Annotated in this window: 24 protein-coding genes and 1 pseudogene; 11 read left to right on the forward strand and 14 right to left on the reverse strand. The window is 71.1% G+C overall.

Annotated elements, in window-relative coordinates; translation table 11 throughout:
- Positions 1–80 precede the first annotated feature (80 nt).
- The gene (gene grpE / locus MKL11_RS28900; protein WP_243950045.1) at positions 81–695 is read left to right on the forward strand and encodes a nucleotide exchange factor GrpE; all 615 of its coding nucleotides are present in this window, start codon (positions 81–83) and stop codon (positions 693–695) included.
- Here grpE and MKL11_RS28905 read toward each other — a convergent pair.
- From MKL11_RS28905 to MKL11_RS28910, 3 genes and pseudogenes are all read right to left on the reverse strand, one after another.
- A pseudogene (locus MKL11_RS28905) lies at positions 696–1,087 on the reverse strand (hypothetical protein).
- Between the two features lie 319 nt (positions 1,088–1,406).
- Positions 1,407–1,541: a hypothetical protein gene (locus tag MKL11_RS33265; protein WP_279600784.1), complete on the reverse strand. Its 135-nt coding sequence runs from the start codon at positions 1,539–1,541 to the stop codon at positions 1,407–1,409.
- Entirely contained in the window at positions 1,538–1,867 is a 330-nt protein-coding gene (locus MKL11_RS28910; RefSeq protein ID WP_243950047.1) for a hypothetical protein, read from the reverse strand. Before MKL11_RS28910 ends, MKL11_RS33265 begins: the two co-directional genes overlap by 4 nt.
- Positions 1,868–2,020: 153 nt before the next feature.
- Here MKL11_RS28910 and MKL11_RS28915 point away from each other — a divergent pair, with 153 nt between their 5' ends.
- Both MKL11_RS28915 and MKL11_RS28920 read left to right on the forward strand, forming a co-directional pair.
- Positions 2,021–2,866, forward strand: coding sequence for a DUF6502 family protein (locus MKL11_RS28915; RefSeq protein ID WP_243950049.1), 846 nt, complete (start codon positions 2,021–2,023; stop codon positions 2,864–2,866).
- Positions 2,867–2,877: 11 nt separating this feature from the next.
- Positions 2,878–4,173, forward strand: a complete 1,296-nt coding sequence (locus MKL11_RS28920; RefSeq protein WP_243950051.1) for a DUF5666 domain-containing protein — start codon at positions 2,878–2,880, stop codon at positions 4,171–4,173.
- Between the two features lie 9 nt (positions 4,174–4,182).
- Here MKL11_RS28920 and ada read toward each other — a convergent pair whose 3' ends face one another.
- Entirely contained in the window at positions 4,183–5,247 is a 1,065-nt protein-coding gene (ada, locus tag MKL11_RS28925) for a bifunctional DNA-binding transcriptional regulator/O6-methylguanine-DNA methyltransferase Ada (RefSeq protein ID WP_243950221.1), read from the reverse strand.
- A gap of 168 nt (positions 5,248–5,415) precedes the next feature.
- Between ada and MKL11_RS28930 the strand changes: the two genes are divergently transcribed.
- Positions 5,416–6,402 carry an alginate O-acetyltransferase AlgX-related protein gene (locus tag MKL11_RS28930; RefSeq protein WP_243950053.1) on the forward strand — a complete coding sequence of 329 codons (987 nt, stop codon included), beginning with the start codon at positions 5,416–5,418 and terminating at the stop codon, positions 6,400–6,402.
- Here MKL11_RS28930 and MKL11_RS28935 read toward each other — a convergent pair.
- Positions 6,399–7,145 (reverse strand): YebC/PmpR family DNA-binding transcriptional regulator, encoded by a 747-nt coding sequence (locus tag MKL11_RS28935; protein WP_243950055.1) that lies wholly within the window; start codon positions 7,143–7,145, stop codon positions 6,399–6,401. The genes MKL11_RS28930 and MKL11_RS28935 overlap by 4 nt on opposite strands.
- 181 nt (positions 7,146–7,326) lie before the next feature.
- Here MKL11_RS28935 and MKL11_RS28940 point away from each other — a divergent pair, with 181 nt between their 5' ends.
- Positions 7,327–8,352, forward strand: coding sequence for an SDR family oxidoreductase (locus tag MKL11_RS28940; RefSeq protein WP_243950057.1), 1,026 nt, complete (start codon positions 7,327–7,329; stop codon positions 8,350–8,352).
- Positions 8,353–8,471: 119 nt separating this feature from the next.
- Here MKL11_RS28940 and MKL11_RS28945 read toward each other — a convergent pair whose 3' ends face one another.
- From MKL11_RS28945 to MKL11_RS28965, 5 genes are all read right to left on the reverse strand, one after another.
- Positions 8,472–8,720, reverse strand: a complete 249-nt coding sequence (locus MKL11_RS28945; protein WP_243950059.1) for a hypothetical protein — start codon at positions 8,718–8,720, stop codon at positions 8,472–8,474.
- A 105-nt stretch (positions 8,721–8,825) separates the two neighbouring features.
- Complete coding sequence (locus tag MKL11_RS28950; protein ID WP_243950060.1) at positions 8,826–9,575, reverse strand: HAD-IA family hydrolase; 750 nt, start codon at positions 9,573–9,575, stop codon at positions 8,826–8,828.
- Positions 9,569–10,255 carry a ribulose-phosphate 3-epimerase gene (gene rpe / locus MKL11_RS28955; protein WP_243950063.1) on the reverse strand — a complete coding sequence of 229 codons (687 nt, stop codon included), beginning with the start codon at positions 10,253–10,255 and terminating at the stop codon, positions 9,569–9,571. The genes MKL11_RS28950 and rpe overlap by 7 nt, the downstream gene beginning before the upstream one ends.
- Before the next feature lie 226 nt (positions 10,256–10,481).
- A complete protein-coding gene (locus MKL11_RS28960) occupies positions 10,482–11,342 on the reverse strand; it encodes a phosphoribulokinase (RefSeq protein WP_091863907.1) in 861 nt (286 codons plus the stop codon).
- A gap of 21 nt (positions 11,343–11,363) precedes the next feature.
- Positions 11,364–12,419, reverse strand: coding sequence for a class 1 fructose-bisphosphatase (locus tag MKL11_RS28965; protein ID WP_243950065.1), 1,056 nt, complete (start codon positions 12,417–12,419; stop codon positions 11,364–11,366).
- A 182-nt stretch (positions 12,420–12,601) separates the two neighbouring features.
- On the opposite strand from MKL11_RS28965, the gene MKL11_RS28970 reads away from it, so the two are divergent.
- Together MKL11_RS28970 and MKL11_RS28975 are read left to right on the forward strand one after the other, a co-directional pair.
- Positions 12,602–13,543, forward strand: coding sequence for a LysR family transcriptional regulator (locus MKL11_RS28970; RefSeq protein ID WP_243950067.1), 942 nt, complete (start codon positions 12,602–12,604; stop codon positions 13,541–13,543).
- Positions 13,540–14,781: an NAD(P)/FAD-dependent oxidoreductase gene (locus MKL11_RS28975; RefSeq protein WP_243950069.1), complete on the forward strand. Its 1,242-nt coding sequence runs from the start codon at positions 13,540–13,542 to the stop codon at positions 14,779–14,781. The genes MKL11_RS28970 and MKL11_RS28975 overlap by 4 nt, the downstream gene beginning before the upstream one ends.
- Before the next feature lie 15 nt (positions 14,782–14,796).
- On the opposite strand, the gene MKL11_RS28980 is transcribed toward MKL11_RS28975, so the two are convergent.
- The 3 genes from MKL11_RS28980 to MKL11_RS28990 form a co-directional block, all read right to left on the reverse strand.
- On the reverse strand, positions 14,797–16,038 hold the full coding sequence (locus tag MKL11_RS28980; protein ID WP_243950071.1) for an MFS transporter: 1,242 nt from the start codon (positions 16,036–16,038) through the stop codon (positions 14,797–14,799).
- A gap of 77 nt (positions 16,039–16,115) precedes the next feature.
- The gene (locus MKL11_RS28985; protein ID WP_243950073.1) at positions 16,116–17,027 is read right to left on the reverse strand and encodes an amino acid ABC transporter substrate-binding protein; all 912 of its coding nucleotides are present in this window, start codon (positions 17,025–17,027) and stop codon (positions 16,116–16,118) included.
- A gap of 162 nt (positions 17,028–17,189) precedes the next feature.
- Positions 17,190–18,089 carry a LysR substrate-binding domain-containing protein gene (locus tag MKL11_RS28990; protein WP_243950075.1) on the reverse strand — a complete coding sequence of 300 codons (900 nt, stop codon included), beginning with the start codon at positions 18,087–18,089 and terminating at the stop codon, positions 17,190–17,192.
- Between the two features lie 98 nt (positions 18,090–18,187).
- Between MKL11_RS28990 and MKL11_RS28995 the strand changes: the two genes are divergently transcribed.
- Positions 18,188–18,814 carry a glutathione S-transferase family protein gene (locus MKL11_RS28995; protein ID WP_243950078.1) on the forward strand — a complete coding sequence of 209 codons (627 nt, stop codon included), beginning with the start codon at positions 18,188–18,190 and terminating at the stop codon, positions 18,812–18,814.
- 8 nt (positions 18,815–18,822) lie between these two features.
- Complete coding sequence (locus tag MKL11_RS29000) at positions 18,823–19,740, forward strand: pyridoxamine 5'-phosphate oxidase family protein (RefSeq protein WP_243950080.1); 918 nt, start codon at positions 18,823–18,825, stop codon at positions 19,738–19,740.
- 7 nt (positions 19,741–19,747) lie between these two features.
- On the opposite strand, the gene MKL11_RS29005 is transcribed toward MKL11_RS29000, so the two are convergent.
- Positions 19,748–20,395: a glutathione S-transferase family protein gene (locus MKL11_RS29005; protein WP_243950082.1), complete on the reverse strand. Its 648-nt coding sequence runs from the start codon at positions 20,393–20,395 to the stop codon at positions 19,748–19,750.
- A 238-nt stretch (positions 20,396–20,633) separates the two neighbouring features.
- On the opposite strand from MKL11_RS29005, the gene MKL11_RS29010 reads away from it, so the two are divergent.
- Positions 20,634–21,014: a response regulator gene (locus MKL11_RS29010; RefSeq protein ID WP_058192055.1), complete on the forward strand. Its 381-nt coding sequence runs from the start codon at positions 20,634–20,636 to the stop codon at positions 21,012–21,014.
- Positions 21,015–21,090: 76 nt separating this feature from the next.
- The gene (locus MKL11_RS29015) at positions 21,091–23,064 is read left to right on the forward strand and encodes an AI-2E family transporter (protein WP_243950084.1); all 1,974 of its coding nucleotides are present in this window, start codon (positions 21,091–21,093) and stop codon (positions 23,062–23,064) included.
- The last annotated feature ends 34 nt before the right edge of the window (positions 23,065–23,098 follow it).

The following is a 23,098-nucleotide window of genomic DNA, read 5'->3' on the forward strand; positions in this document are numbered from 1 at the left end:
GCGGGTCAGATATCAGCGCCGAATTCGATTCCCCCTCACCCATCCCTGCCGACGACTGAAACGCGATGACGAGCAACGACATGTCCCAGGATGACCAGCGCCAGACCACGGTCGAGGCCGGTGCCAGCGCGGCCCAGGAGACCGCGTCGGGCGGCAAGCCCGCCGAAACGCCGTCCGTCGATCCGGTCGCCGAGGCCCTGGCCCTGCTGACCGCCGAGCGCGACGAGCTGAAGGATCGGATGCTGCGCACGCTGGCCGAGATGGAGAACCTGCGCCGCCGGACCGAGCGGGAGATCGCGGATGCCCGCGCCTACGCGGTCACCAACTTCGCCCGCGACGTGCTCAACGTGGCCGACAACATCCATCGCGCCCTCGACAGCGTTCCGGCGGACGCGAAGGCCGCGGCGGACGGCGCCTTCAAGGGGCTGATCGACGGGATCGAGCTGACCGAGCGCGACTTGGTCAAGACCCTGGAGCGCCACGGGGTGAAGCCGGTCGAGCCGCACGGCCAGAAATTCGACCCGAACCGCCACCAGGCCATGTTCGAGGTGCCGAACCCCGACGTCCCGGCCGGCACCGTCGTACAGGTGGTGCAGACGGGCTACGTCATCGGCGAGCGTGTGCTCCGGCCGGCCCTGGTCGGCGTCGCCAAGGGCGGCCCCAAGGCGGCTGCGAGCCCCGCCGACGCCGCCTGATCAGCGCCCGTGCGCCGACGCCTCTTCGCACGGCAGCGCGGTTGCGAAATCTGAGATGAACCGCGCCGTCTGTCGGGTCTCGGCCGGCGTGCGCGGGTCGCGGGCGACCAGACCCGCCTCGACCTGAGGCGGCGGTTGCAGGCGCAGGCCGGGAGCAGGCCGGAGGCCGAATCGGGCCAGCAGGCATCGTGGTGCGCGCAGGCGCGATCCAGCGCGTCGATCGGCGGATAGCCCGGGCCGCGGTTTCCGGGCCCGCAGAAATTGCCGTGGATCAGGAAGCCGCCTGGCCCGGATGGCCCGGGCGGCACGATCTCTTGCGCCGTCGCGGTGAAGACGGTGAGTCCGAGGGCGAGCAGAGCCGCCGCGATGGGGGTCAGGCTGGGAGCGTTCACGGCGGCCGATCCTGCGTCGGGGATGCCTCCTCACGTCGCGCGGCGATGCCGACGCGGCATCCGGCTACGACGTCGCCCACCGGCTGCGGAAATCCCGACCGGCAGGTGATTCCGACCGGCAGGTGATTCCGCGAAGCCGAACACCGCGCATAGCGACCGAACCCGACGCTACCGTCAAGACGGATCATTACGAATATTGACTAGATTCAGCAATATTTACCGGTCTCGTCCAATCCGGTCCTGCGGTCTTGTTTGCCGGCACCTCAATACTCGGCACGCTGGCATTGTCGCGTATCCGTCCTGCAAACTGACGCGCGGATCACAGGGCCAGGAGCAGCAGGCCGACGACGGTGACGGAGAGGATGAGGCACAGCGCCAGATCGAGGATCGGCGCGCCGCCGCATCCGGGCGCCTGTCGGGCGCGGTCACTCACCGCCTGGACCAGGGTGCTCACGACCGCGCCTCGGCTGGAACCGGAACCGACGCGGCGGTCTTCACGGCCCCTGCTGCGCGGGCTGGCCCGACGAGACCGGACGGTGCCGCCGCCCCGTCCGAGGGGACGACTGGGGCGGCGGCCTGCGACGCCTTCGTCTCGCCGACACGGTGGACCGTGTCCGCGACGGCGATGCCGAGGGCGGGCAGAGCGAGCGCGGTGAGGAGGCAGGCGATGCGCCTCAGCCGCGGCATGGGATCGGTCGGGCGGGACCGGTGGCGCGTCGTTTCGGGAAGAGTGAGGGGCGGCAGCGCTTCGGCGACCAGTCTGCGCATCTTGGCACTCATCGTCCCGGGCTCCGTCGACGACGTGGGAAATTTGACCACGCTGTTGGGGATACGTGTGCAAAATTCCCACGTCAACTGGAAATCCGCGTTTCGGCGTGTGCATGCGCACGCCGTGGGATTGTCTCCCACGACACATCCGCTAACGATGCCGCCATGTCCGAGAGTCCCGACACGAAACCGGAGGGCGCCAGCCTGCACGCGCCGCTCGCGCGGCTGCTGCGGCCGCTGGTGCGCCTGCTCGTGGCCCGTGGCATCACCTTCCCGGCGCTCACCGACCTGCTGCGCGAGCTCTACGTGAACGTGGCCGAGTACGATTTCGCCCTGCCCGGGAAAGAACAGACCGACAGCCGCGTCTCCCTGCTCACCGGCATCCATCGCAAGGAGGTCCGGCGCCTGCGCGGGGCCGGGGCGCCGGTGAGCGCCGTGCCGGCCGTGGTTTCGCGCACCAGCCGGATCATCGCTCGCTGGATCGCCGACCCGTCCTTCACGGATCCGCAGGGCCAGCCCCTGCCGCTGCCGCGCACGGCCGATCCGGGCGCGCCGTCCTTCGAGGCCCTGGTCTCCGGGGTGACCCGCGACCTGCGTCCCCGGGCGGTGCTCGACGAGTGGCTCGACCGCGGACTCGCCTTCCTGGACGCGCAGGACCGGATCGTGCTGGCCGAGGCCGCCTACGTGCCCCGCGGGGACGGCTCGGGCGAGCCGCAACTCTACTATTTCGGTCGCAACCTCCACGACCACATCGCGGCGAGCGTGGCCAACATCGTCGGCGACAATCCACGCTTCCTGGAGCGCGCCGTGCATTACGACGGCCTCTCCAAGGAACTCGCCGTCAAGCTGGAAGCACGGGCGCGCGAGATCGCCATGGAGGCCCTGCAGCAGGCCAACCGCGAGGCGCATGCCGCCTGCCAGACCGATCCCGGCGGCGATCACCGCTGGAATTTCGGCCTCTACGTCTATGCCGAGGCCGCGCCGCCGGCCCGGCCCGCGGACGGGCGCTGAGAGGCCGGCCGGTGCGATCCTCTCCGAACCGCCGGTTCGTCCTGCGCCTGCTCGCGGGCGCCGCCGCCCTGCTGCCGGGTACCGCCCGGCCCCAGGAGAATCCGCGCGATCAGGGAATCGGCGGCACCGGCATGAAGATGATCGAGGAGCCGAAGGACGGCCCCCTCGGCGAGGGCGACCGCGGCATCGGCGGAACCGGTGTGATCGGCACGATCCGTCGGTTCGGCTCGATTGTCGTCAACGACCTGCGCATCGCCTATCCGCCGGAAGTCGCGGTGCGGATCGACGGAGAACCCGCCAAGGCGACGGACCTGAAGATCGGGCAAGTCGTGCACGTCGTCGCCCGGCCGGAACGGGGCGGCCTCGGCACACGCCGCATCGACGTGACCAGCGAAGTGGTCGGCCCCGTGGAATCGGTCGGCCCGGGGCGGATGATCGTGCTCGGCCAGCGGGTCGATACCGTGAGCCTCACGGGCGACTGGCAGGCGGGCAGCCGGGTGGCGGTGAGCGGCCTGCGCCGACCGGACGGCGTGATCGTGGCGAGCCTGATCGAGCCGCGGACCTCCGGGCCCGACCGCGTCGCCGGGCCGGTGCGCCGCGATGCGGGCGGGGGCCTCGCCATCGGCGGCCTGCGCCTGAAGGGCGCCGACGCCCTGCCCCCGGGCCAGCGCGCCCTGGTGACCGGCGTGACCGAAGTCGGCGTCCTCAGCGTGACCAACGCCGCCCAGGTCGGGCTGCCGTTCCCGCCAGGCCTCAAGCGGGTGTCGATCGAGGCCTATATCGGCCGCGCCGGGACCGGCCTCGATCTCGGCTCGGGCCTGGCCGTGGCGGGCTATGCCGGGCTGCGGGTGCCCCGCCAGGGCAGCGTGCGCGGCGTCCTCACCGCCGACCTCGCGCCGGACGGCGTCCTGACCCTGGAGCGGCTGCGGGTCGAGGACCGGATCGCCCCGGAGCCGCCCCGGCCGGACGCGCCCCGGTTCGAGCGGGAGCGCGACCGCCTCGACCTGCAGAAGCTGCCCGACCTGCCGGAGATGCCCGGCGGGCTCGGCGCCGAGCCCGCCGGCCGGCAAGGCGCGTTCGGGGGGATCGGCGGCGGCCACGGCCCGACCATCGACACCCGCCCCGGCGCAGGCGGCATCCCGGGAGCGGGCGGCCCCGGCGGATTTGGCGCGCCGCGCGGCGGCCCCTTCGGCGGCTCGGTCGGCGGTCCCGGGGGGCCGGGTGGCCCCGGGGGCTTCGGCGGTCCTGGCGGTGGGCCCGGAGGCCCGGGCGGGTTCGGAGGTCCGGGCGGCGGCGGTCGGCGCTGAGGCGCGCCATCAGCCCTCCGCCTCCCGCGCGAGCAGATCCCGCTTGCGGGTGACGCCCCAGCGGTAGCCCGACAGGGCGCCGTCCGAACGGACCACCCGGTGGCACGGGATCGCCACCGCCAGGTGGTTCGCCCCGCAGGCCTGGGCGACCGCCCGCATGGCGGTCGGGGCGCCGATGGCGCGGGCGATATCGGCGTAGGTCGCGGTCGTGCCCACCGGGATCGCCCGCAGGGCCGCCCAGACGCGCTGCTGGAACGCGGTGCCGCGGATGTCGAGGGGCAGGTCGAGCCCGGTACGCGGCGCCTCGACGAGCCCGATGACCCGCGCCATCCAGGCCTCGAAGGCGGGATCGCCGCCCTCGATCTCCGCCCCCGGGAACCGGTCCTGCAGGTCGCGGACCAGGGGCTCGGGCTCGTCGCCGAGCAGGATCGCGCAGATCCCAAACTCGGTGGCGGCCACCAGGATCGCGCCGAGCGAGCAGGCGCCGACGCCGAACTGCATGCGGATGCCGGGGCCGCCCTTGCGGTAGGCGGCCGGCGGCATGCCGAGACGGCCGGCGGCATCCGCGTAGAACCGGCTCGCCGTGGCGTAGCCGGCCTCGTACAGCGCCTCGGTCACGGTGGCCGCCTTGGGCAGGCCGGCGGCGAGGATGTCAGCCCGGCGGCCAGCCGCATAGGCCTTCGGGGTGACGCCGGTGGCAGCCTTGAACACCCGATGGAAATGGTAGGCGCTGAGGCCCGCGGCCCGGGCGAGGTCGGCCAGCGGCGGCATGGTCTCGGCGGCCTCGATCAGCCGGCAGGCCCGGGCGACGGCCTCGGCCCGGCGCTCGGGCAACCCGGGCTCGTTCGGCCGGCAGCGCCGGCAGGGCCGGAAGCCCGCTGCCTCGGCCTCCGCGCAGGTGGCGTGGAAGGTGACGTTCTCGGGCCGGGCCGCCCGGGAGGGGCAGCTCGGGCGGCAATACACCCCGGTGGTGCGGACCGCGTAGACGAAACGGCCATCCGCCCGCCCGTCGCGGGCGGCGAGCGCCGCCCAGCGTTCGATGTTTACGGATTTGGCGGTCGCGAGCGCGGTCATGGTCGCACTATGCGGCGCGGCGGGTGTGTTGAGGAGGGGCTTGGCGGAGACGGACATGACGGGACCTCCCGGACGGGTATATCGAGCGTCCTTCATCCTGCCGGCCCACGGCCGAGGCCGCATCCCGCGTCTTGCTGTCGAATTTCCGATCTTCCTCCCGAGTGCGTCATGGCGTCGAGCGACCCCGATCACATCCATGTCGGCAAAGACGGCTGGCTGTTCCTGAAGACCGGGACCAACGACATCCTCGGGCAGTTCGAGCGCCCGGAGGAGACCACCGACCTGATCTGGAGCTGGCGCAGCCTCGTGTCGAACCGGGAGCGGCGGCTGCGGGCGCTGGGCATCGGCTACCGCCACGTGGTCGCCCCGGACAAGCTGTTGATCTACGACAACCAGCTCGACGGCATCGCCATCGCGCCAGCCGCCTCGCCGGCCTACCGACTGCTCCACGCGGAACCGTATCTGGGACCGGCCTGGCGGCGGGGACCGCGCGCCTTCTACGCGGATTGGCGGCGGCGCAAGCGCTGGCGGGAGACCTGCATCGATCTGGTCACGCCGATGCGCGCGGCCCGGGACACGGCCGACCTCTATTGCCGGACCGACACCCACTGGAGCTTCGACGGCTGCTACCTGGCCTATGCCGAGATCTGCCGCGCCTTCGGGGCGAAGCCGCGGGCGGATCTGCGCGACCGGCCTTTCACCCAGAGCGACCATGACGGCGACCTCGGCAGCGCCTTCGATCCACCCCGCCGGGCGCCGTCACGGGCCTATCAAATTCAGCAGGATGCCGTGCGGACCTATGCCAGCCCGATCGTCGAAGCGCGGGAGAAGGCCGGCCTGCTGCACACGCTCCATGTCGGCGCCAACGTCGTCTACGGCAACGCCCAGGCGACCGACCCGCGCCGGCTGGCTTTGTTCGGCGATTCCTTCTCGCACGTCATGCCGTACATGCTGACGATCCTGCTCGCGGAGACCTTCCGCGAGGTGCACTTCGTCTGGAACACGTCGCTCGACTGGTCCTATATCGACCGGGCGAAGCCGGACCTGGTCCTGACCGAGGTGGCCGAGCGGTTCATGGCCCAGCTGCCCGACGACGGCTTCTCGCTCGACGCCTACGTGCAGGAGCGGTACGGCGCCGAGCTGGCAGGCTCCTAGCCTTCGAGCTTCGCCATCAGCGCCTCGGACAGGGCGAAGTTGACGTAGACGTGCTGCACGTCGTCCTGGTCCTCGATCACCTCGACCAGGCGGATCAGCTTCTCGCCGGTCTCGTCGTCGACATCGATCGTGTTCTGCGCCTTCCAGATCAGGCCGGTGCGGGTCGGCTCGCCGAAGCGGGCTTCGAGCGCCTTAGCGACCTCGCCGTAGGAATCCTGTGCGCAGACGACCTCGTGGCCCTCTTCGCTGGAGCTGACGTCGTCGGCCCCGGCCTCGATCGCGGCTTCCAGCATCGTGTCGGCATCGGCGACGCTCGCCGGGAAGCCGATCACGCCGACCCGGTCGAACATGAACGCCACCGCGCCGGTCTCGGCGAGGCTGCCGCCGGACTTGGTGAAAGCCGAGCGCACGTCCGAGGCGGTGCGGTTGCGGTTGTCGGTCTGCGCCTCGACGATCAGCGCGGCGCCGCCGGGGCCGTAGCCCTCGTAGCGGATATCCTCGTAGTTCTCGCCATCCGCCCCGGAGGCCTTCTTGATGGCGCGCTCGATATTGTCCTTGGGCATGTTCTCGGCGCGGGCCGCGATGATCGCAGCGCGCAGACGCGGGTTCATGGCCGGATCCGGCGTGCCGAGCTTGGCCGCCACGGTGATCTCGCGGGCGAGCTTGCCGAACACCTTCGAGCGGACCGCGTCCACCCGGCCCTTCCGGTGCATGATGTTCTTGAACTGCGAATGGCCTGCCATGGCGTGTGAGACTTTGTTCGTTGGCGAGGGCGGGAATCCGGGACCCCGCCGTCGCGGCTGTGAGGTCGCCGCGTTATAGGCCGCCGGCTTCCGACGAAGCAACGCGGCCGGGGATCGTCACGCGCACGGAAAGATCCCGGGCGCCGGGCGTTGGCGGGGGACTGTTTCACGTGGAACCCCGATGTCGAATCCGACCGAACGCAGCAAGACAGTGATGGTGACCGGTGCCAGCGCCGGCGTCGGCCGGGCGGTGGCGCACGAATTCGCCCGGCACGGCTGGAATGTCGGGCTCATCGCCCGGGGTGAAGCCGGGCTTGCCGGCGCCGTCCGCGACGTGGAGCGCGCGGGCGGCCGCGCCCGCGCCTTCGCGATCGATGTGGCCGACGCGGATGCCGTTTCGCGCGCCGCCGATTCGCTCGCGCGGACCTTCGGCGGCATCGACGTCTGGGTGAACAACGCGATGGTGACGATCTACGCGCCCGTCCAGGAGACGAGTGCGGAGGAGTTCCGCCGCGTCACCGAGGTGACCTATCTCGGGCAGGTGCATGGGACACTGGCGGCGCTCCGCCACATGGTGCCGCGCGACCGGGGCACGATCGTCCATATCGGCTCGGCGCTCGCCTACCGGTCGATTCCGCTGCAAGCGACCTACTGCGCGGCCAAGGCGGCGGTGCGCGGCTTCGTCGACTCCCTGCGCAGCGAGTTGCAGCACGATGGCAGCCGGGTGCGGCTGACGATGGTTCAGCTCCCCGCGGTCAACACGCCGCAATTCGATTGGGCGCGCTCGCGGCTGCCCCGCAAGCTCGAGCCGGTGCCGCCGATCTACCAGCCTGAGGCCATCGCCCGGCACGTCTTCCGGGCCGCCCACGCCGTGCCGCGGGAATTGTGGATCGGCGCCTCGGCCTGGGAGGCGATCGTCGGCAACATGCTGATTCCGGGCTGGATCGACGGCTACCTGGCCCGGCACGGCTATCGTGGGGAGATGACCAGCGTGCAGGCCCAGAAGAACCGCCCCGACAACCTCTACGACCCGGTCGACACCGACCCGGGCGCCCATGGGCGCTTCGACGCCCGGGCGACTGCGCACGTGGCCGCCGCCGACCCGCGCTGGCTCAAGCTCGGGATCGCCGCACTGCTCGGCGTGGCCGCCGGCACGATGCTGTTCGCCACCGAGGCTAAGGGAGGGGCGGAGGCGCGGCGGCGCTAGGCGGCTTCGCCCATCGGCATGCGCGATGCCGGCGACGGGATGACCCGCACGGCGGCATTCACCGATCGCGAGCGCGCACGGATGGTGAGAGCCCGGATGTGACCATTTTACACCCTGCTCTAGAAACGCTGACCGCTGGGCAAGCGGAATAGCGGCCCGACCCGGACCGTCGCGTCAGCCAGGCAGCGCGGAAAGCCCTGCCGGTCCTCCAGGCGTGGGCCGGCAGCCGGCAGAGAAGTCCCCGCATCGGAGTTTGGCGCATCGATGAGACAGATGAAGTCGGGGGTCCGCCAGTCGAGATCGGCATCCTGCGCCAGCGCCGCGCCGGAGGTGCCGATGAGTAGGGCGAGCAGGGTGAAGATCCGCATCGGGTCCACTCAAAGCACGAGGGCCGCATTGATCACGCCCGACGAATCGAGGCGGCGACCTGCCCGAATTCCCTTGCATCATCCAGGCAATTCTGCGGCCGCCGCTCAGCGGATCCCCGCGTGCCAATCCCGCAAGGCCGCCAGCGTCACCACGCGGCCCGGCCAGTCCAGGCCGGCAAGGTGCCGGTGCGGGTGGCCCGGCTCGCCGAGGTCGGAGACTGCCGAGAAGGCGCCGTCGAGGCTGTGGCTGTCGGTATAGCGGCTTCGTGTCGCCAGGACCGGCAGGCCGGCGGCCCGGGCCGAGGCGATGCCGGCGGCGGAATCCTCGAAGGCTATCGCCTCCGAGGCCGGTACCCCGAGACGGTCCAGAGCCAGCAGGAAGACGTCGGGGGCGGGCTTCTTGCGGTCTGCCTCGTCGCCGGCCGCGATCACCGCGAAGGGTGCGTCGAAGGCTGAAAAGTTGGCCGCCAGCAACCGGTCGACATTGGGCCGGCTGGTGGTGGTGGCGATGGCCAGCCGAAGGCCGGCAGCCCGGGCCTCGCCGATCAGCCGGGCGATCCCCGGGCGCAGCGGCAGCCCGGTCTCGGCGATGAGGTTGCCATACGCGATCGTCTTGCGGGCGTGGATCTCGGGCGCCAGCGCTTGGAAGGACGCGGCCTCGCCCGGGTGGCGGGTGTCGATGTAATGGGTGAGCCGCTCCTTGCCGCCCATCACGGTGAGCAGGTCGGCATAGAGCGCCGGGTCCCAGCGCCAGGGCAGGTCCAGTTCCGCGAAGGCGCGGTTGAAGGCCTGGCGGTGCAGGTCCTCGGTCTCGGCGAGCGTGCCGTCGACGTCGAAGATCAGCGCCCTCAGCACGAGAGGTCGCGGCCGGAGGCGCCCTCCGCGCCGGCCCGGATCGCCGCGATGCGCTCCGCATAGGCGCCGGGACCGCCGCTGAAGACCGCGTTGCCGGCCACGAACGTGTCGGCGCCGGCGCGGCTCGCCGCCTTCACGGTCTCGGCATCGATGCCGCCATCGACCTGGATGCGGACGTCGCGGCCCGCCACCATGGCCCGCACCCGCGCCACCGCTTCCATGCTGCTTTTCAAGAACTTCTGGCCGCCGAAGCCGGGATTGACGGTCATCACCAGCACGAGATCGACGATGTCGAGCACCGGCTCGACCATCGCAGCGGGGGTGCCGGGGTTGATCGCCACGCCGGCGCGCTTGCCGAGGTCGCGGATGGTCTGGAGCGAGCGGTGGATATGCGGCCCGGCCTCGGCATGGACCGTGATCCCGTCGGCTCCGGCCTCCGCGAAGGCCGCGAGATACGGGTCGGCCGGCGCGATCATCAGGTGCACGTCGAAGAATTTGTCGGTGTGCGGGCGCAGCGCCTTCACCACCGGGGGACCGAACGTGATGTTGGGCACGAAATGCCCGTCCATCACGTCGAGGTGGATCCAGTCGGCCCCGGCCGCATCCACGGCGTGGGTCTCATCCGCGAGGCGGGCGAAATCGGCCGAGAGGATCGATGGGGCGATGACGGGAGGCAGCATCACGGGTCTTTCGATGGTTTGGCTCAGACGGTGTTCAAAACGCGGGCCGATCCCACACAGACCCTCATCCTGAGGGGCCGGAGCGAAACGAAGGCCTCGAAGGAAACCTCGAGGGATCACGTGGCCGGCTGGAGGGCCCCGTCGAGGGCCGCCGACGAAGGCACGTCAGAATAAGGTTATGGATGGGATCAACGTTCGAGGTGGTTTCCAATCTGTGCCTCCCCCGTCACGCCAGGCGGCGGCGGCGTTCCACGAGCTGCATGATCATCGGCGTCAGGATCAGCTGCATGGCCAGATCGAGCTTGCCGCCCGGGATCACGATGGAATTGGCCCGGCTCATGAAGCTGTCGTGGATCATCGAGACGAGATACGAGAAGTCGATCCCCTTCGGGTCCTTGAACCGGATCACCACCATCGACTCGTCGGCGGTGGGGATCCAGCGGGCGATGAACGGGTTCGAGGTGTCGACGGTCGGCACCCGCTGGAAGTTGATGTCGGTGAACGAGAATTGCGGGCAGATGGTCTGCACGTAGTCGGGCATCCGGCGCAGGATCACGTCGGTGACGGCATCCGTGGAATAGCCGCGGAACGAGCGGTCCCGGTGCAGCTTCTGGATCCATTCGAGGTTGATCACCGGCACCACGCCGATCTTCAGGTCGGCGTAGCGGGCGATGTCGACATCCGGGTCGGCCACGCAGCCGTGCAGGCCCTCGTAGAACAGCAGGTCGGAATCCGGCGGGAATTCCTCCCAGGGGGAGAAGCTGCCCTCCGGGATGCCGTAGGCCCGGGCGTCGTGCTGGTCGTGGGCGTAGTGGCGGGTCCGGCCGGTGCCGCTCTCGGCATAGCTGCGGAACACCGCCTCCAATTCCGGCAGCAGGTTCGCTCGGGGCGCGAAGTGCGAGAGCGTCGGCTCGCGCGCCATCATGGCCCGCATCGTGTCCCGGTCGAAGGCGTGGAAGCCGTCGCCCTCGATGAACACCGCGCGCACGTCCTCCCGGCGGAAGATCTGCTCGAAGGTGTTGCGCACCGAGGTCGTGCCGGCCCCGGAGGAGCCGGTCACCGAGATGATGGGGTGTCGCGCCGACATCTTTTCTTCTTGGCGTCCTGCCTATGAGCGCATCAGGCCGCGCTGGCCGAACAGCGGCGAGCGGCCGGCATCGGGCTTGCCGCCGGCGTAGTAGGCGGCCACGCAATCGACCTCCTCAATGGAGCCGCAGACCAGGGGCGCCCGCTCGTGGATGCCGGTGGCCACCAGGTCGAGGATGCGGGTCTGGCCGTCCGAGGCCGCGCCTCCGGCCTGCTCGATCAGCATCGCCACCGGGGCGACCTCGTAGAGCAGCCGCAGGCGGCCGCGGGCGTAGTTCTTCCGGGCGTCGCCCGGATACAGGAACACGCCGCCCCGGGTCAGCACGCGCTGGATGTCGGCCACCAGGGAGGCGAGCCAGCGCATGTTGTAGTCCTTGTCGCGCGGCCCCTCGGTGCCGCGCTGGCAATCCTCGATATAGGCCTTCACCGGGGCGTCCCAGTGTCGGGCGTTGGAGGCGTTGATCGCGAATTCCTTGGCCGAGGTCGGGACCGACATGCCTGCGCTGGTCAGGCGGAACACGCCCTCCGTGCGGTCGAGGACGTAGGATTGCGTGCCGTCGCCCAGGGTCAGGATCAGCGCGGTGGCCGGGCCGTAGGTGACGAAGCCGGCGGCGATCTGGGCGGTGCCGGGGGTCGTGAAGGAGGCCAACGGGTTGGCCGAGTCCTTGATCGACGGGCGGATGCCGAAGATCATTCCCACCGCCATGTTGACGCCGATATTGGAGGAGCCGTCGAGCGGGTCGATGGCGACGGCGAGCGGCGCGTCGGGGTTCAGCCGCATCACCGCCTCGGCCTCCTCGGAGGCGACCTCGGCCACGGGCGCGCCCTGCAGGGCGGCGGTGACGCTCTCATGGGCGATCACGTCGAGCGCCTTCTGCACGTCGCCGTCGCTGTTGTGCTCGCCCGCCGCCGCGAGGTCGCCGCCGAGCGCGCCACGCCCGATCAGGGCACTGATCTCCACCGCCGAGCCTGCGATCGCACGGATCACCGCGGCGGCATCCTTCAGGGCTGGGTTGGCGTCGACCGCCTGCGCCAGGCAGGTCTCGAGAGGCGTCCCGATCGCTGCTGAAATTGCCATCGGCCTATCTCTCCTGCTCGGATCCCGCCTGCCCGGATCGCGCGTTCCGCGCTGGGTCTGTACCGACCCCTCTATCATCATGATAGCGGGCCGCGCCCCCCGATCGACAAGAACCGAGGGCGCCGGGCTCAAGATTTCTGCAGGATCTTGTGTCAAAGGACAAAAAAAACGAAACCTCCGCCATGCGCAACCTCTCCCTCAAGCAGCTCCAGGCAGTGGCGGCGGTGGCCCGCCTGGGTACCATGACCCGGGCCGCCCAGGAGCTGAACGTCACCTCGGCCGCCCTCTACGCGCGCATCCGCCAGCTGGAGGAGGAGGCCGGCCTGCTGCTGTTCGACCGGACGCCCGGCGGCCTCAAGCCCACCGATGCGGGCCGCGAGATGCTCTGGGCGATCGACAGCATCAACACCGTGCTTGAGACCTGCACCGACCGGCTGCGGACCCTGCGCGGCGCCGAGGGCGGGCGCGTGGCGCTGGGCGTCGTCTCGACGGCGAAGTACTTCGCACCGCAGGTGATCGCGGGCTTCGTCAAGAAGCATCCGGGGGTCGAGATCAGCCTCTCGGTGCGCAACCGCGGCCAGACCGTGGAGGCGCTGCGCGGCTACGAGATCGACTTCGCCGTGATGGGTCGTCCGCCCCGCGACTTCCCGATCGAAGCCGCGACCTTCGGCCCGCACCCGCTGGTGCTGATCGCGGCCCCGAGCCACCCGCTCGCCGGCCGGACCGGACTCCTGCGCGAAGACCTGGCCGACCAGCCGTTCTTCTTCCGCGAGGAAGGCTCCGGCACGCGCACGGTCTTCGAGGAGTTCATGAGCGGCATCCTGGTCAAGCGCGCGCTGCTCGACATCGACACCGGCTCCAACGAGACCATCAAGCAGGCGGTGATGGCCGGGCTCGGCATCGCGCTCCTGTCGGTGCATTCGGTGGCGGCCGAGGTCGAGAGCGGCCGCCTCGCCCTCCTCGACGTCAAGGGCCTGCCGATCCGGCGGGACTGGTACGCGGTGCGCCGGGCCGACAAGGTGCTGGGGCCGGCGGCCTCGGCGGTCTGGTCATACCTGATGAGCGACGGCGCCCGCATGCTGCCGGGCGTCACGCTGCCCGAGGTCGTTGGAGCCAAGGCGTGAGCGCCCCCGGCATCGTCGTCGCCGGGGCCGGCCAGGCAGGATTCCAGCTGGCGGCCTCCCTGCGCGAGGGCGGCTTCCGGGATCCGATCACCCTGGTGGGCGACGAGACCGCCCTGCCCTACCAGCGCCCGCCCTTGTCCAAGGCCTATCTGGCGGGCAAGACCGACGCCGAGGGCCTGTTCCTGCGCCAGCCCGGCTTCTTCGCCGAGCACGCCATCACCCACCGGCCGGGGATCCGCGCCGTCGCGATCGACCGGGCCGGGCGGCACTTGCGTCTCTCGGACGGCCAGAGCCTCGCCTACGACCACCTCGTGCTGGCCACCGGCGCCCGCAACCGGCCGCTGCCGGTGCCGGGGGCCGATCTCCCGAACGTGCGCCAGCTGCGCGGGCTGGCCGACGCCGACGCGCTCCGGGCGGCGCTCGGCGAGGCCAAGGCGATCGTCGTGGTCGGCGCCGGCTTCATCGGGCTGGAATTCGCCGCCGTGGCCGCGGTCCGGGGCCTGGCAGTGACCGTGGTCGAGGCGGCCGACCGGCCGATGGCCCGGGCGGTCTCGCCGGAGATGGCGCAGTTCTTCCGCGCCGCCCATGAGGCGATGGGGGTGCGCTTCGCCTTCGGGGCCGGCGTGACCGCGATCGCCGGCCGGGAGGGCCGCGCCACCGGCATCGTCCTGGCGGACGGGCGAGAGCTCCCCGCCGACTTCATCCTGGTCGGCATCGGCGTGCTGCCGAACCGGGAACTCGCCGCCGAGGCCGGTCTCCCGGCCGAGGACGGGGTGCGGGTCGACGCATTCCTGGCGACGCCCGATCCCGCGATCTCGGCGATCGGCGATTGCGTGCGCTTCCCGAGCCCGTTCGCCCACGGCCTCACCCCGGACGGCACCGTGCGGATCGAGTCGGTGCAGAACGCCATCGATCAGGGCCGCTGCATCGCCGCACGCCTCACCGGCAAGCCGGCAGCCTACGGGGCGCTGCCGTGGTTCTGGAGCGACCAGGGCGCACACAAGCTGCAGATCGCCGGCCTGTCCGGCCCCGGCGACGCCAGCGTCGTCCGCGGCTCCGGCGCGGCGTTCTCGATGTTCCGCTTCCGGGACGGGGCCTTGAGCGCGGTGGAATCGGTCGACCGGGCGGGCGACCACATGATCGCCCGGCGCCTGCTGGCGGCGGGAACGCCGCTCACCCCGGAGCAGGCGGCCGATCCGGGCTTCGACCTCAAGGCCCTGGCAATGAAGCGGCCCTGACCGGCGCAGAGCAGGTCAATTCGAGAAGGTGATCTTCGGCCCCGGCCGCTTCAGGGCCACGGCCGTGGCGATCCCAAGTCCCACAATCGTAACCGCGCAGGCTGCCAGCGCCCCGAACTGGCCGAGCTGCATCAGGGCCTGCCCCAGGACCGCGACCCCGAGCGCCTGGCCGCAGAAGAACGAGAAGGCATGTAGCGCCACCGCGGAGGCGCGGGCCGTCGGCGCGACCTCGGTGACCTGGGTCTGATAGGTGTTGTGCAGCATGTAGAAGCCGAGCCCCATGGCGGTGAGCGCCGCGCAATCGAGCTGCCAGCTTTGAGCCAGCCCGACCACGGTGAGCGAGGCGCCGCAGATCAGGCCGCCGCCGATCAGCATCCGGGGCATGCCGAGGAGCCGCACCAGCAGCCCGACCAGCGCCGAGTAGAGCAGGCCGCCGATGGCGAAGCCGGCGAGCACCAGGCCGGCCTCCCGCGGGCCGCCCTCGCCCCGGGCCTCGATCAGCGGGGCGAGATGCGGGAACACGCCGAAGATCGCGATCGCCTCGACGAACACCGCGGAGAATAGGATCCGGGCCCGCGGATTGGCGAGGATCGTCCGGTAGCGCCCCACCGCCTCCCCGAAGGCTGGGCGGCGGGCCGGAAGGCGGCCTGTGCGGTCGAAGCCGAACACCGTCGCGGCGCAGGCGATCGCCGCCACCAGCGCGGTGACCGCGAACACCCCGCGCCAGCCGATCACCGCCTCGATCAGGCCCGCGAAGGTCGAGCCGGTGAGCTGCCCGAGGATCACCGCCACGAGGAAGCGCCCGATCGCCACCTGCCGCCGGTCCATCGGCACCCGGTCGCCGAGCAGCGCGAGCGACAACGGGATGCAGCCGCCCGCCGCCGCCCCGGCCAGCATCCGCAGGCCGAACAGGCTGCCAATATCCGGGGCGAGGCTGCACAGGACGAGGGCGCCGGCGAGCACCGCCAGGCAGACGCTCATCACCCGCTCCTTGCCGAGCGCGTCGCCCACCGGGCCCAGCACCGGCTGGATGAAGGCGTAGGGCAGCGCGAAGGCGGTGGAGAGCAACGCGACCGTGTGGGCGTCGCTGCCGAGGTCCCGGGCGAGCACGCCGACCAGGGGCTCGACCGAGCGCAGCGCGAAGGTGCTGCCGAACCCCGCGCAGGCCAGGACCACGATCAGCCGCGGGATCGAGGCGGCCGGCGCCTGCGTGACGGTCGCGGGCGGCGTCAGCGCCGGCTCTTGTCTGTCGAGCATGGAGAGGATTCGCGCCGCGGGCGGGACTCGGGATCCGCGGCATCGCATCTCCGCCGCCGGAGCGAAACCCATCCGGATCAGTGCGCGTAGAAGGCTGGGTCCGAGTTGTCGCTTGGGTTCTCGAACGCCCAACGGAGCGCGGAGGAGAGCGGGATGTTGTAGGTCAGCCCGCGCGGCGGCACCGGCTTGAGGAACCACGTCTCGTAGATCGTCATGATCTCGGGGCTGCGGTACAGGTCTGCGGTGGCCCGGTCGACCACCGCCTTGAAGGCCGGGTCTTCCCGGCGCAGCATGATCCCGTAGGGCTCCGGATTGGACAGGGTTTCGTCGCTGATCACGTAGGCGGCGGGGTCCTTCGACTGGGCCGCCACGACGCTGAGCTGCACGTCGTCCATGACGAAGGCCGCCGCCCGACCGGTCTCGACCAGCAGAAAGCCTTCCGGCACGTCCTTCGCCGCGATCACGTTGATGCCGAGTTTGCGCTCGTTGTTGGCCTTGATCAGCATCAGGATGTTGGTCGAACCGGCCACCGACGAGACCGCCTTGCCGCGCAGATCATCCAGTTTGCCAATCTTCTGGTCTTTCCGGGAGATGAACCGGGTCGCGGTGAGGAAGTGGGTGTTGGTAAAATCGACCTGCTTCTTGCGCTCCGTATTGTTGGTGGTGGTGCCGCATTCGAGGTCGGTGGTGCCGTTGGTCATCAGCGGGATGCGGGACGACGAATTCACGAACTCCATCGCGACCTCGAGCCGCGGCATCTTCAGCTCGCGCTTCACGGCGTCGGCGATCTTGAGGCAGATATCGACCGCGAAGCCGACCACCTTCTGATTCTGGTCGAGGTAGCTGAACGGCGGCGCGGTATCGCGCACGCCGAGCACGATCCGGTTGTTATCCTTGATCTTCTTGAGGGTGCCGGTGAGCACATCGGCCCGGGCCGCCGGGGGCAGCGCCGCGAGCAAAACGGCGAGGATCGGGGTGAGCAGGCGCATGGGCTGGCGGGCTCCGTCGTCGCGCATCGGGGCGCCGGCCGAGAGGGGCGGCGGGGAGCCGGATCGGGCTTCCGATCAACGCTCAGCAAGAGTCCGGCCGCGATGATGCCGGATGGCGGAACCAAGACCGGTTCCCGACCGAACCGAGCGCCGGAATATTGATCATCCCGCCGGTTGGGCGACGTGCAGGACCGGCAAGGCGCGCAACGCATCGGTGGCGTAGTCGAGGAAGGCGTTCACCCGGGCCGGCCGGAGCCCCTGGCTCGGGGTGACGAGCTGGACCGGCACCGGCGGCGGCTCGTGAGCGGCGAGCAGGCGCACGAGGCGGCCGGCGGCGATGTCCTCGGCGGCCTGGTAGGACAGCACCCGGGCGATGCCGCGCCCGGCCCGGGCCGCGATCAGCGCCGCCTCGATCTCGTTGACGATCAGGCGCGGCGCGAGGCGGATGCGGTGGGTGCCGAAGCGCCATTCGCGGACGTTCGCGCGGACCATGCCCAGGATGGTGTCGTGGTCGGCCAGGTCGGCGGGCGTCCGGGGCGTGCCCCGCGCCGCGAGGTAGCCCGGGCTCGCCACCACGACCTCGCTCACCTGCCCGACCCGGCGCGCGACAAGGCGGGATTCGGCGAGCGTCCCGATCCGCAGGGCGACGTCGATACCCTCCTCGACGAGGTCGAGGTTGCCGTCGGCGAGCACCAGCTCGACCTGCACCTCCGCATAGGCATCGAGGAAGCCGGACACGACTGGTGTGACGTGCTTGCGCCCGAACAGGACCGGGGCGGTGACCCGCACGAGGCCGCGCACCGCATCGCCCGCCGCGCCGGAGACCGCCGCCTCGTAGTCTGCCAGCAGGCCGCGCGCCCGCTCGGCCAGTTCGAGCCCCGCCGGGGTCGGCGCGAGGCGCCGGGTGGTGCGCTCGATCAGGCGGGTGCCGGCCCGCGCTTCCAGGCTGGCGAGCGCCCGGGTCGCGGCGGCGGCCGAGCGGCGCGACCGGCGCGCCGCCCCGGCGAGGCTGCGGGCGTCGATGATCGCGACGTAGAGCGCGAGTTCGTCCAGCCGGTCCATGGATCATTTCAGAAACTGAAATTCTGAGGGTCATAGCTTCAGGATTATTGCCATCCCTTGCAAGAGCCATAGTCTGGGCCTCGCTGGAGACCCCGACCATGTCCGACCCCGACCTGACCCTTTACGGCCTGCGCCTCTCGGGCCATTCGCACCGCGCGGAACTGTTCCTGTCGTTGCTGGGGCTGCCCTATCGCTTCGTCGAAGTGGGTAGCGCCGAGCAGCGCGCCGCCGCCGATTTCCGGCGTCTCAATCCGCTCGGCCAGATTCCCGTCCTGACCGACGGCGCGGCGGTGATCCCCGACAGCAACGCGATCCTGGTCTACTTGGCCGCGCGCTACGCACCGGATGGCGGCTGGATGCCGGTCGATCCGGTGGCCGCCGCAGCGCTCCAGCGCTGGCTGTCGATCGCCGCCGGGGAGATCCGCTATGGGCCGGCGCTCGCCCGGCTGATGGTGGTGTTCGGCGCGAGCGCCGACCGGACGGCGGTGCACGCCATCGCGGCGCGGATCCTGACCTTCATGGACGGGCATCTGGCCGAGCGCCGGTATCTCGCGACAGAGCGGCCGACGCTCGCCGACATCGCCTGCTATTCCTACGTCGCCCACGCCCCCGAGGGCGGCGTCTCGCTCGCCCCCTACCCGGCCGTGCGGGCCTGGATCGCCCGGGTCGAGGCCCTGCCGGGCTTCCTCCCGATGGCGGCCTCTCCCATCCCCGAACAGGCGTGAGGCGTGCCATGGCCGACTTTCACGCAGACGAACTGACGGCCCAGGCCCACGCGGGCCACGTGCTCGGCGAGACCCCGGCGATCCGGCCGTTCATGCCCGATCAGCACCGCAGCTTCTTCGCCGGCCTGCCCTATCTCCTGCTCGGAACCGCGGACGCGGCCGGTGCGCCAGTCGCGACCCTGCTGACCGGGCCGCCCGGCTTCGTGCAGAGCCCGGATGCGACGCATCTCGCCATCGCCGCGGCGCTCGATTCCGGCGACCCGGCGGCCGAGTTCCTGGTGCCGGGTGCCGAGACCGGGATTTTGGGCATCGATCTGGCAACGCGGCGGCGCAACCGCGCCAACGGCCGTATCGTGCTTCGCGATCGGGACGGCCTGACGGTGACGGTCGACCAGAGCTTCGGCAACTGCCCGCAATACATCCAGCGGCGCGCGGTCGAGCCGGTGCCGCGCCGGTCGGGTCCGACCGAGATCCTGTCATCCCTGGACGCGGAGGCCGGCGCGCTGACCGACGCCGCCGACACGCTGTTCGTGGCGACGCGGTCGCGGGACGGCCTCCGGGAGGGCGGCGCCGATATCTCGCACCGGGGCGGCCGGCCGGGCTTCGTCCGGCGCCGGGGCGACGTGCTGACGGTGCCGGATTTTTCCGGCAACCGCTACTTTAACACCCTCGGCAACCTGATCGGCGAGCCGCGCGCGGCTTTGCTGTTCCTCGACTTCGCCTCCGGCGACCTCCTGGCCCTCCAGGGCCGCACCGCGATCGACTGGACCGGCGCCGCGGGCCTCCTGGGCGCGCAGCGGTCCTGGTCCTTCACGGTGACGGGCGGCTGGCGCCGCCGGGCGGCCATGCCCCTGCGCTGGAGCGAGCCCGAGCCGGCGCCGCAGCTTTTGCGCACCGGCATCTGGGCCGAGCTCGAAGGAGCCTGAACGTGGTTCAGGCCGCGCCTGCAGCGGCAGCCTCATGCTCCTGCGCAAGCTGCCCATCGGCTGCGGCTACGGTCTGGAAGGCTGGGCGACCGTGGACCCGGGCGACGTAGGCCGACAGGACCGGATCTGGCGCCACCAAGCCGAAGCCCATCGTCCAGCCGAGTGCGCTGCCCCAGAGGATGTCGGCGGCGCTGAAGCGATCGCCGAGCAGGTACGGGCCCGGATCCAGCGCCTCGGTGATGCGCGCGATGACGCTGCCGTAATCGGCATAGGCCGACATGGCCCGCGGCCCGGGCTCGCGCTTGAGATGGCGGTCGATCACGGCGGGCTCGAAGCAGGAACCGTAGAACACCATCCAGCGCAGATACGTCCCCCGGGCGGGATCGGTGATGGCCGGGGCGAGGCCGGCCTCGGGGAACAGATCGGCGAGATAGAGGTAGACAGCAGCCTGCTCGGTCACCAGCGCCTCGCCGTGGCGGATCGCCGGCACCTTCGCCATCGGGTTGACGGCGCGGTAGGCGCTCCCGAGGTGCTCGCCGGCCCGCATGTTGAGCGCGTGCAGGCGATGCGGAGCGCGGAGTTCCTCCAGGAGCACGCGCACCCCGGTCGAGCGGGTATTGGGAGCATGGTAGAATTCGATCTCCGGCGTAGCCATGCCGCACCCTTCCAAGGCCTGTGATTCGCACGGCGGTACGGTTCGGTCCGCCGAGGGGCCGGGTCAATCCTGCAGCGCACGCGCCAAGGGGCGATGTCCCATTCCGACCGGAAGAGGCTTCCGCACAGGGTAGCCTCTTCCGCAGGGACCGGAATCGCGGCAGGGACGTTGGGCGTTTGTGCGTTGCCGCGCGTTGGACTGCCGTCCGGCGCGACGCGACCCGGGGATTCGAGTTCTGATGGCGAAGATACTGCTGGTCGAGGACCATGAAGAGATCTGGGACTTCCTGTCCCGCCGCCTCAAGCGCCGCGGCTACGAGGTGATCCTGGCCCATGACGGCGAGGCCGGCGTCCAGCAGGCCCGGTCGGGCCAGCCCGACGTGATCCTGCTCGACATGAACCTGCCGGTGCTCGACGGCTGGTCGGCGGCGCGGGCGCTGAAATCCGGATCCGACACGCGGGCGATCCCGATCATCGCGCTCACTGCCCACGCCATGTCCGGAGACCGGGACAAGGCGATCCAGGCGGGCTGCGACGACTACCATCCCAAGCCGGTCGATTTCTCCAAGCTACTCAGCCAGATCAGCGCCGCCCTGGGCGAGACCGCGCAGGCAGGCTGAAGCCGCCCAGCTCCGAATCGCTCCGCCTTCGCGGTGCGGCAGCATCCCAAGTTCGACACGTCAGTGGAGCGTATCCGTGAGCGAGGATCCCGTCACCGCCCAGCGCCTCAAGCAGGGCCTGCCGGTCATCGTCGCCCTGGCCTCGACCCTGCTGGTCGTGTCGATCATGGCGGCCCTGTATCTCGGTCGCGAGATCCTGGTGCCGGTGACGCTGGCGATCCTCCTGAGCTTCGTCCTGGTGCCGGCGGTCCGGATCCTCCGGCGGATCCGCGTGCCGCGGGCGGCCGCGGTCCTGCTGGTGGTGGTGATCGTCTTCGGCGGCCTGTTCGGGATCGGCAGCCTGATCGCCAGCGAGGCGTCGCAGCTCGCCGCCGACCTGCCGCGCTACACGCAGGTGATGAGTACCAAGATCAAGGACCTGCGTGGCGCCACCGCCGGGGCCGGGACCCTGTCGCGGATGGTCGACATGGTCCAGGATCTCAGTGCGACGCTGCAGCCGCCCGCGGCCATCGAGGTCAAGGGCGAGCCGGGAACCCGCACGCATCCGCTCACGGTTGAGATCAGCCCCGCCCGCGCGAGCGTCCTCGAGACGTTTCAGACCTTCGCGGGGCCGATCCTGCACCCGCTGGCCACCACCGGCCTGATCCTGATCTTCACGATCTTCATCCTGCTCCAGCGCGAGGATTTGCGGAACCGGGCGATCCGGCTGGCGGGCGGCTCGGGGGACCTGCGCCGGGTCACGGCAGCGATCGACGACGCGACCAGCCGGCTCAGCCGATTCTTCCTGGCCCAGCTCGCCCTCAACATTGCGTTCGGGGTGGTGATCGGTGTGGGCCTGTGGCTGATCGGCGTGCCGAGCCCGACGCTGTTCGGCGTGCTCGCGGCGATCCTGCGCTTCGTGCCCTATATCGGCGCCGCGATCAGCGCGCTGCTGCCGCTGATCCTCGCCGCCGCGGTCGATCCCGGCTGGACCATGGTGATCGCCACAGCAGCCCTGTTCCTAGTGGTGGAGCCGATCTGCGGCCACGTCATCGAGCCGCTGCTCTACGGCCACTCCACCGGCTTGTCGCCGATCGCCGTGATCCTGGCCGCCACGATCTGGACGTTCCTGTGGGGGCCGATCGGCCTCGTGCTCGCCACCCCGCTCACCGTCTGCCTGGTCGTGCTCGGCCGGCACGTGGAGAGGCTCTGGTATCTCGACGTGCTGCTCGGCGACCGGCCCGCTTTGGCGCCGCCCGAGATCTTCTACCAGCGCATGCTGGCGGGCGATCCGGCCGAGGCGATCGACCAGGGCTGGCAGTTCCTGAAGGCGCGGGCGCTCGTCACCTATTACGACGAGGTCGCGCTCGCCGGCCTGCTGCTCGCCCAGGAGGATCTCTCGCGCGGCACCCTGGACCGGGCACGCCAGGACGAGGTCGGCGCGGCGATCCGGACCGTGGTGGCGAGGCTCGGCACCGCGCCGGTGGCGCGGCGGACCTGGCGGGGATCGACGCGCTCCTCGCCCGATACCGAGACCGCGGCGGCGCTGGCCGCCATCGGGCCGGACCGGCAGGTCGCCGGCATTGTGCTGGCCCGCGAGCAGCTCGCCCCGGCTTGGCGGAGCGAGACGCCAGTCCTGTGCGTGTCGAGCCGCGGCCCGTTCGACGAGGCGGCGACGCTGATGCTGAGCCAGATCCTGGGCCGCCACGGGCTGGCCTCGCAGACCCTGTCGATGGCCGCGATCCGGGCCGGCGAGAGGCCCGAAAACCCAGAGAGCCTGGCGCTGATCTGCTTCTCCTACCTCGAGCCGGTCAGCCTGTCGCAGATCCGCTTCACCGTCCGGCAGGCCCGCGCGGCGGTGCCGGGCGTGCGTATCCTCGTGGGCTTCTGGCGCGAGCGCGACCCGGCCACCCTGGACCGCCTGCGCCGGGCGACATCGGCGGATTTTCTGGTGACGTCGCTGAACGAAGCGCTCTCGGCGGTGCTGACCGCCTGCCGGGACCCGGCGCCCCCGCGGATCGCCCCAGCGCCCGCCAAGGCCCTGCCTATGGCGGCCCGAGCGGCGGCGTAGCCGGCACACGTCCCCACGGTGCGCGCCAAGCGCG

The organism is Methylobacterium sp. J-077 (assembly GCF_022829365.1).
Classification (GTDB): Bacteria; Pseudomonadota; Alphaproteobacteria; order Rhizobiales; family Beijerinckiaceae; genus Methylobacterium.